The 6,885-nt window shown below is 70.7% G+C and carries 10 protein-coding genes; 8 read left to right on the top strand and 2 right to left on the bottom strand.

Translation table 11 applies throughout. The features are described 5' to 3' along the window. The 3 genes from K6I33_RS29155 to K6I33_RS29145 all read left to right on the top strand — a co-directional run. The coding region (locus tag K6I33_RS29155) for a response regulator transcription factor (protein ID WP_229357534.1) at positions 1 to 210 on the top strand (210 nt) is incomplete at its 5' end. Between the two features lie 177 nt (positions 211 to 387). After that, positions 388 to 633 (top strand): chaplin, encoded by a 246-nt coding sequence (locus tag K6I33_RS29150; RefSeq protein WP_229357533.1) that lies wholly within the window; start codon positions 388 to 390, stop codon positions 631 to 633. A 200-nt stretch (positions 634 to 833) separates the two neighbouring features. After that, a complete protein-coding gene (locus tag K6I33_RS29145; protein WP_229357532.1) occupies positions 834 to 1,199 on the top strand; it encodes a chaplin in 366 nt (121 codons plus the stop codon). Between the two features lie 89 nt (positions 1,200 to 1,288). Here the strand turns inward: K6I33_RS29145 and K6I33_RS29140 are convergent, their stop codons facing one another. Continuing rightward, positions 1,289 to 2,095, bottom strand: coding sequence for a hypothetical protein (locus tag K6I33_RS29140; protein ID WP_229357531.1), 807 nt, complete (start codon positions 2,093 to 2,095; stop codon positions 1,289 to 1,291). Positions 2,096 to 2,187: 92 nt separating this feature from the next. On the opposite strand from K6I33_RS29140, the gene K6I33_RS29135 reads away from it, so the two are divergent. The 4 genes from K6I33_RS29135 to K6I33_RS29120 all read left to right on the top strand — a co-directional run bounded on the left by K6I33_RS29135 (position 2,188) and on the right by K6I33_RS29120 (position 5,456). Next, complete coding sequence (locus tag K6I33_RS29135) at positions 2,188 to 2,997, top strand: ABC transporter ATP-binding protein (protein WP_126913552.1); 810 nt, start codon at positions 2,188 to 2,190, stop codon at positions 2,995 to 2,997. 72 nt (positions 2,998 to 3,069) lie between these two features. Beyond that, positions 3,070 to 3,495, top strand: a complete 426-nt coding sequence (locus K6I33_RS29130; protein ID WP_229357530.1) for an NfeD family protein — start codon at positions 3,070 to 3,072, stop codon at positions 3,493 to 3,495. A gap of 143 nt (positions 3,496 to 3,638) precedes the next feature. Next, positions 3,639 to 4,586, top strand: a complete 948-nt coding sequence (locus tag K6I33_RS29125; protein ID WP_229357529.1) for an SPFH domain-containing protein — start codon at positions 3,639 to 3,641, stop codon at positions 4,584 to 4,586. Between the two features lie 96 nt (positions 4,587 to 4,682). Beyond that, positions 4,683 to 5,456 carry a sulfite exporter TauE/SafE family protein gene (locus K6I33_RS29120; protein ID WP_229357528.1) on the top strand — a complete coding sequence of 258 codons (774 nt, stop codon included), beginning with the start codon at positions 4,683 to 4,685 and terminating at the stop codon, positions 5,454 to 5,456. A gap of 272 nt (positions 5,457 to 5,728) precedes the next feature. Here K6I33_RS29120 and K6I33_RS29115 read toward each other — a convergent pair whose 3' ends face one another. Beyond that, positions 5,729 to 6,268, bottom strand: coding sequence for a YbhB/YbcL family Raf kinase inhibitor-like protein (locus tag K6I33_RS29115; RefSeq protein WP_229357527.1), 540 nt, complete (start codon positions 6,266 to 6,268; stop codon positions 5,729 to 5,731). Between the two features lie 127 nt (positions 6,269 to 6,395). Between K6I33_RS29115 and K6I33_RS29110 the strand changes: the two genes are divergently transcribed. Then, on the top strand, positions 6,396 to 6,824 hold the full coding sequence (locus tag K6I33_RS29110) for a ribonuclease domain-containing protein (protein WP_229357526.1): 429 nt from the start codon (positions 6,396 to 6,398) through the stop codon (positions 6,822 to 6,824). Positions 6,825 to 6,885 lie beyond the last annotated feature (61 nt).

Genomic DNA, 6,885 nt, shown 5'->3' with positions numbered 1-6,885 from the left:
GGCCAGGGGAGGGGCAACGGGCTCACCGAGCGGGAGCGCGAGGTGCTGGCCCTGATCGCGGACGGGCGGTCCAACCGGGAGATCGCCCGGGCGCTGGTCCTGTCCGAGAAGACCGTCAAGACCCACGTGTCGAACATCCTGATGAAGCTGGACCTCGCCGACCGGACGCAGGCGGCGCTGTGGGCCGTCCGACATGGGATCGGAGCCTGAGGGGCGGCCGGTCCCGGGCAGTAGCGGAACGTCGCGTTCTGATCAGAGATTCATGCGGTCGTGTGATAACCCATCCGTCCCAGCAACCCGAATGGCCCTGGGCCGTTTTCCATGACGTAACCGCGGCGGGAGCCGTGGCGACGCTCTGGCAAAACACTCAGGAAGGTCATAGGAAGAGTGAACAACATCAAGAAGGCCGCTGCTGTCACGCTCGCCGTCGGCGGTCTCGCCCTCGCCGGCGCCGGTGCCGCCTCCGCTCACGGCGGCCACGGCGCGCACGGCGTGGCGGAGAAGTCGCCCGGCGTCGTCTCCGGCAACGTCATCCAGGTCCCGGTCGAGGTCCCGGTGAACGTCTGCGGCAACAGCATCAACGTCGTCGGCGCCCTGAACCCGGCCGCGGGCAACCTCTGCGTCAACGAGTAATCAGCTCGTAGTTCCATCCTCGCCGCCTCGTCGGCAGGTCGGCTCCGCATCCGGCGGAGCCGACATCCGGGTGGAGGTCAATCGTCCGAAAGAGGGCAAACGCCGTCGATGGCCGTGCCATCGGCGGTGCATTGGCGTTCATAGGTGCAGGGCCCCGTGGCAGGGGTCGACCAGGTCAGTCATCAGAAGGAAGAGCACCTATGAACAGTGCCAAGAAGGCCGCCCTCGCTCTGGCCGCGGCCGGTGTCGCCCTCGGCGCCTCTGTCGTCCCCGCCGCCGCCACGGATGACGACGGGTTCGGCGGAGCGCTGGCCTCCGGTGTCGCCAAGGGCTCGCCGGGTGTCATCTCGGGCAACGTCATCCAGATCCCGCTGGACGTCCCGATCAACATCTGCGGCAACACCATCGACATCGTCGGGCTCCTCAACCCGACGTTCGGCAACACCTGCATCAACAACCCCCCGGTCGAGCACCACATGACCGAGCACCACGTCACCACCGAGCACCACCACGGCCACCACGAGGGCGGCCGCCACGACGGCGGCCACCACCACGACCGCGACTGATCCACGACGCACCGCCGGCACCGCACCGGCACACGGCGAGGCCCCGCGGACCCCTCGGTCCGCGGGGCCTCGCCGTCGCCGGGGGCGCGTCAGTGTCGCCCTCGGTCCCGCTCCTCCACCATCGCGTTGTACGCGGCCACCCGCGCCCGCCGGGCCGTGCGCTCCACCGGCCGCAGCGCCGCCGCCCGCGCCGCGATCTCCGACGCGCTCACCGCGGCGCCGTGCTCACGTCCCTCGGCGTCCCCCGGCGCGTACGCGATCCCGATCAGCGCCCCGACCCGCTGCGCCAGCTCCAGCACCCGCGCCGCCCTCGGCGGATACCCCGGCGCCAGCACCTCACGGCTCTTCTCGGCCCGCGCCCGGTACGCCTCCAGCGCCGCCTGGGCCACCGGACCCGAGCCGGCCACGTCCAGCCGGGTCAGCACCTCCGTCGCCTCGCGCAGCGCCTCGGCCAGCTCCCGCTCGGCCTCCGACAGCGACGGCACATCGGCGGGCGGCGCGTCCCGCACGGCCATGCAGTGCCACACCACCTCGACGTGGACATCGCCCTCGGGCCCCGCCTCGTACACCTCCGGCACCAGCCCCAGCGCCGTCCCCGGGACGACGACGGCCTCCTCGGCCTCCATGGCGTGGGCGTTGAACTCCGGCGGGCCGCTCAGCCCCAGCGGATGTCCCGGCACCGGCAGCGCCAGCCGCAGTCCCGTCGCCCCCAGCGCCCTCAGCCGTCCCAGCGCAAGCGTCAGTCCCACCGGCCCGGACTCGCCGGGCAAACCGGTGACACGGTGGACCGCGTCACTTCCGGTGATGTGGTGTGCGGCGTCATCCGGGGCGGCAAATCCGGCAAGGAGGGCATTTCCCCACGCGGTGAGCCGTCCTGAGCGATTCTCATCGAGCATGCCCCCCAGCCTAGGGACTGCCATCGGTAACCGGTGGCGTAGGTTTTTCCCTGGGGGCTGCGCCGACAGGCGCAAGCGACGAAGCGACTGCAATGGGAGACAACGCGCTCATGAGCGATGTGCTGGAACTGGTGGACGTATCCGTGGTCCGCGAGGGCCGGGCTCTGGTGGACCAGGTCTCCTGGTCGGTCAAGGAGGGCGAGCGCTGGGTGATCCTCGGCCCCAACGGCGCCGGCAAGACCACCCTTCTCAATGTCGCCTCCAGCTATCTCTTCCCCACCAAGGGCACCGCCCGGATCCTCGGTGAGAAGCTCGGATCGGTCGACGTCTTCGAGCTCCGCCCGCGCATCGGCATGGCCGGCATCGCCCTGGCCGACAAGCTGCCGCGCAGCCAGACCGTCCTCCAGACGGTCCTCACCGCCGCCTACGGCATGACCGCCGGCTGGCACGAGAACTACGAGGAGGTCGACGAGCAGCGCGCCCGCGCCTTCCTCGACGTCCTCGGCATGACCGAGTTCCTCGACCGGAAGTTCGGCACCCTCTCCGAGGGCGAGCGCAAGCGCACCCTGATCGCCCGCGCGATGATGACCGACCCCGAGCTGCTGATGCTCGACGAGCCCGCCGCCGGCCTGGACCTCGGCGGCCGCGAGGACCTCGTCCGCCGCCTGGGCCGGCTCGCCCGGGACCCGCTCGCCCCCTCGATGGTCATGGTCACCCACCACGTCGAGGAGATCGCCCCCGGCTTCACCCACGTCCTGATGATCCGCCAGGGCAAGGTCCTCGCCGCCGGCCCCATCGAGCTCGAGCTCACCTCCCGCAACCTCTCCCACTGCTTCGGCCTGCCGCTGGTCGTCGAGCAGCGCGGCGACCGCTGGACGGCCCAGGGCCTCCCGATGGCCTAATGGCACAAAGGGAGCCCGGGCCCCCTCCACACGCCCTGTCCGCCGGACGGCCACCACCCCTACCATGACCATGTGGACACATGGGTGTGGTGGCTCGTGGCCGCCGTCGGACTGGGAATCCCGCTGGTCGTGACCGCCATGCCGGAATTCGGCATGCTCGCGGTCGGGGCCGTCGCCGCCGCGGTCACCGCGGCCGTCCTCCACGCGGGCACGGTGGCCCAATTCATCGTCTTCGCCGTCGTCTCCGTCGCTCTCATCGCCGTCGTGCGCCCCATCGCCAACCGCCAGCGCGCCCGCCGCGGCGAGACGGCCATGGGCATCGACGCGCTCAGGGGCCGCCAGGCCGTCGTCCTCGAACGGGTCGACGGCGACGGCGGCCGCATCAAGCTCGCGGGCGAGATCTGGTCCGCCCGCTCCCTCCACGCCGACCGCTCCTACGAGGTGGGCCAGCAGGTCGACGTCGTCGAGATCGACGGCGCCACGGCGGTCGTCATCTGACCCCGTCGGCGGGAACCGGTCGTATCCGAACGAGCTGTGCCCAACGCCTGCACGGTGGCACCGGGTTCTGGAAGACTGATCAAGACCACTGCACCGGCGCACTGGTCACGACCCACGACAGCGGCACGGGGAGCTGAGCCACGATGGAACCGATCATCATCGTCCTGATCATCCTGGTGGTGCTCGTCTTCATCGCACTCATGAAGACGGTGCAGGTCATCCCACAGGCCAGCGCCGCCATCGTGGAACGCTTCGGCCGCTACACCCGGACACTCAACGCGGGCCTGAACATCGTCGTCCCGTTCATCGACTCCATCCGCAACCGCATCGACCTCCGCGAACAGGTCGTCCCGTTCCCGCCGCAGCCGGTGATCACCCAGGACAACCTCGTCGTCAACATCGACACGGTCATCTACTACCAGGTGACCGACGCCCGCGCCGCGACCTACGAGGTCTCCAGCTTCATTCAGGCCATCGAACAGCTCACCGTCACCACCCTCCGCAACATCATCGGCGGCATGGACCTGGAGCGGACCCTCACCTCCCGCGAGGAGATCAACGCCGCCCTGCGCGGCGTCCTCGACGAGGCCACCGGCAAGTGGGGCATCCGCGTCAACCGCGTCGAGCTCAAGGCCATCGAGCCCCCCACCTCCATCCAGGACTCGATGGAGAAGCAGATGCGCGCCGACCGGGACAAGCGCGCCGCGATCCTCACCGCCGAGGGCATCCGGCAGTCGCAGATCCTCACCGCGGAGGGCGAGAAGCAGTCCGCGATCCTCCGTGCCGAGGGCGAGGCCCGGGCGGCCGCCCTCCGCGCCGAGGGCGAGGCCCAGGCGATCCGCACCGTCTTCGAGTCCATCCACGCCGGTGACGCCGACGAGAAGCTGCTCGCCTACCAGTACCTCCAGATGCTCCCGAAGATCGCCGAGGGCGACGCCAACAAGCTCTGGATCGTCCCCAGCGAGATCGGCGACGCCCTCAAGGGCCTCAGCGGCGCCGTCGGCAGCTTCGGCGCCCCGGGCGGCGGAGGCGGCGGCACCCCCAAGGTCACCAAGGAGAGCCCCCGCCGCGAGCAGCCCCCGATCGACTGAAGCCCTCTCCTTCCTCATGCATGATCGATTCATGCATGATCAGTGCGGCCCCCCGACCCCCTCAGGGCGGGGAGGCGACACACTGAAGCGAAGGAGATGGCCTTGTCCATCTGGGAAGCACTCGCGGTCCTCGCCGCCGGCGTCGGCGCGGGCACCATCAACACCATCGTCGGCTCCGGCACCCTGATCACCTTCCCGGTGCTCCTCGCCACCGGACTCCCCCCGATCACCGCCAACGTCTCCAACACCCTCGGCCTGGTCCCCGGAGCCATCAGCGGCGCCATCGGCTACCGCCGCGAACTGCGCGGCCAGCGCCGCCGAGTCCTCCGCCTCGGCACCACCGCGCTCATCGGCGGCCTCTCGGGCGCGATCCTGCTCCTCGCCCTCCCGTCGCAGGCGTTCGACGCGATCGTGCCCGCGCTCATCGCCCTCGCCCTGGTGCTCGTCGTCCTCCAGCCCCGGCTCGCCAGGGCCCTCGCCCGCCGCCGCGAACGCAACGGCACCACCGCTCCCACCGACGGCGGCCCCGCCCTGATCGCCGGACTGCTCCTCGCCAGCGCCTACGGCGGCTACTTCGGCGCCGCCCAGGGCGTCCTCTACCTCTCGCTCATGGGCGTCCTGCTCCATGAAGAGCTCCAGCGCGTCAACGCCCTCAAGAACGTCCTCGCCGTCATCGTCAACGGCGTCGCCGCGCTCTTCTTCGTCTTCGTCGCCGACGTCGACTGGACGGCGGTCCTCCTGATCGCCGTCGGCTCCACCATCGGCGGCCAGATAGGCGCGAAGGTCGGCCGCAGGCTCTCGCCCACGGTCCTGCGCGGCGTCATCGTCGCCGTCGGCATCGTCGCGATCGTGCAGATGCTGCTCAGGTAAGCAGGGGGAGAGAAAATAACGCTCCGGGCCCTGCCCCCGTGAAAACCCCGGGCCCGGAGCGTTACAGCAGCGGGCGCGGCCGCCCGGCACACGAGCCGGACTCCGGCAGACGGCCGGCGCACCAGCGCCCCACCGTCCCCGCCACTGCGGTACCCGCTGCCCGACGGCCGCATGCGAAGCCGCCAGTCAGGCACCACCACTGTGCGATCCCCGCCCGCCCGGCGCAACGGAATTTCCGGTCGCCCGCCCGCGCGTGACGGGGCACAAGGACGTCAGCCGGCCGCCGGAACCTCGTACTCACCGATCAGCTGCGCCCGCCCCAGCGCGTGGAAGCGCAGGTGGAAGCCGACCACGGCCGGCGAGGCGGCCTCGTCCGGCCCCAGCTTCTCCCGGTCCACCGCGTACACCGTGAAGACGTACCGGTGCGGCCCGTCCCCGGCCGGCGGCGCGGCGCCACCGAAGTCACGGGTGCCGTAGTCGTTGCGCGCGTGCACCGCACCCGCGGGCAGCCCCTTCATCCCACCGCTGCCCGCACCGGCCGGCAGCTCGGTGACACCGGCCGGGATGTCGAAGACGACCCAGTGCCAGAAACCGCTGCCGGTCGGCGCGTCCGGGTCGTAGCACGTCACCGCGAAGCTCTTCGTCCCCTCGGGGGCGCCCTCCCAGCGCAGGTGCGGCGACACATTGCCACCCGCGAGGACCTGATCGTCCTTCAGCCTCGCCCCGGACGTCACGTCATCGCTCACCACGAGGAACGAAGGCACCGGGGGATGAAAATCGTGGGGGAGCGGCCGACGCTTCTGCTCGGACACCAGGACACCTCCAATACGCGCGGACAGCTGAAAGCGCCAGCCTAGCGACGCACGGACCACCGGCACTGCGACCATATGGAGCGTGCTTCATGTACTTCGACATATCGGACCACGGCAGAGCCGCCTCATGCGCGCCCTGACCCTCCTGCTGGCAGCCCTGCCGCTGCTGTTGCTCCCCGCCTGCTCCTCACCGGGGAGCCAGAAGACGGAGAAACCCCGGACCCCGGCCGCCACGACGCCACCACCACGGGGCTCCGCGCCCGCCTGGGCGAAGGGCATGAAGACCGTCACCGAGGACAAGCTGCCCCCCGAGGCACGCCGTACCCTCGAACTCATCGCCAAGGGCGGACCGTTCCCCTACGACAAGGACGGCACCGTCTTCGGCAACTACGAGAACCGGCTCCCCAAGCAGGCCCGCGGCTACTACCACGAGTACACCGTCCCCACCCCCGGCGCCCGCAACAGAGGCGCCCGGCGCATCATCACCGGCGAGCACTCCGAGCGCTACTACACCGGCGACCACTACGAGACCTTCGAAGCGGTGGTGCACCCATGACCCGCCCGCTGCCCGCCCCAGGGCTCCCCGGCATCCTCAACGGAACGATCCCCCCGGGCAT

Source organism: Streptomyces sp. UNOB3_S3, from assembly GCF_020740895.1.
In the GTDB taxonomy this organism is placed as follows: Bacteria; Actinomycetota; Actinomycetes; order Streptomycetales; family Streptomycetaceae; genus Streptomyces.
The sequence above is the reverse complement of the archived record's forward strand: the minus strand, read 5'-3'. Positions and strand labels throughout refer to the sequence as shown.

Bases quoted from the DNA above. Each gene is read 5' to 3' on its own strand.
- K6I33_RS29145 (WP_229357532.1), top strand. From the start codon at position 834: ATGAACAGTGCCAAGAAGGCCGCCCTCGCTCTGGCCGCGGCCGGTGTC.
- K6I33_RS29140 (WP_229357531.1), bottom strand. From the start codon at position 2,095: ATGCTCGATGAGAATCGCTCAGGACGGCTCACCGCGTGGGGAAATGCC.
- K6I33_RS29135 (WP_126913552.1), top strand. From the start codon at position 2,188: ATGGGAGACAACGCGCTCATGAGCGATGTGCTGGAACTGGTGGACGTA.
- K6I33_RS29125 (WP_229357529.1), top strand. From the start codon at position 3,639: ATGGAACCGATCATCATCGTCCTGATCATCCTGGTGGTGCTCGTCTTC.
- K6I33_RS29120 (WP_229357528.1), top strand. From the start codon at position 4,683: ATGGCCTTGTCCATCTGGGAAGCACTCGCGGTCCTCGCCGCCGGCGTC.
- K6I33_RS29110 (WP_229357526.1), top strand. From the start codon at position 6,396: ATGCGCGCCCTGACCCTCCTGCTGGCAGCCCTGCCGCTGCTGTTGCTC.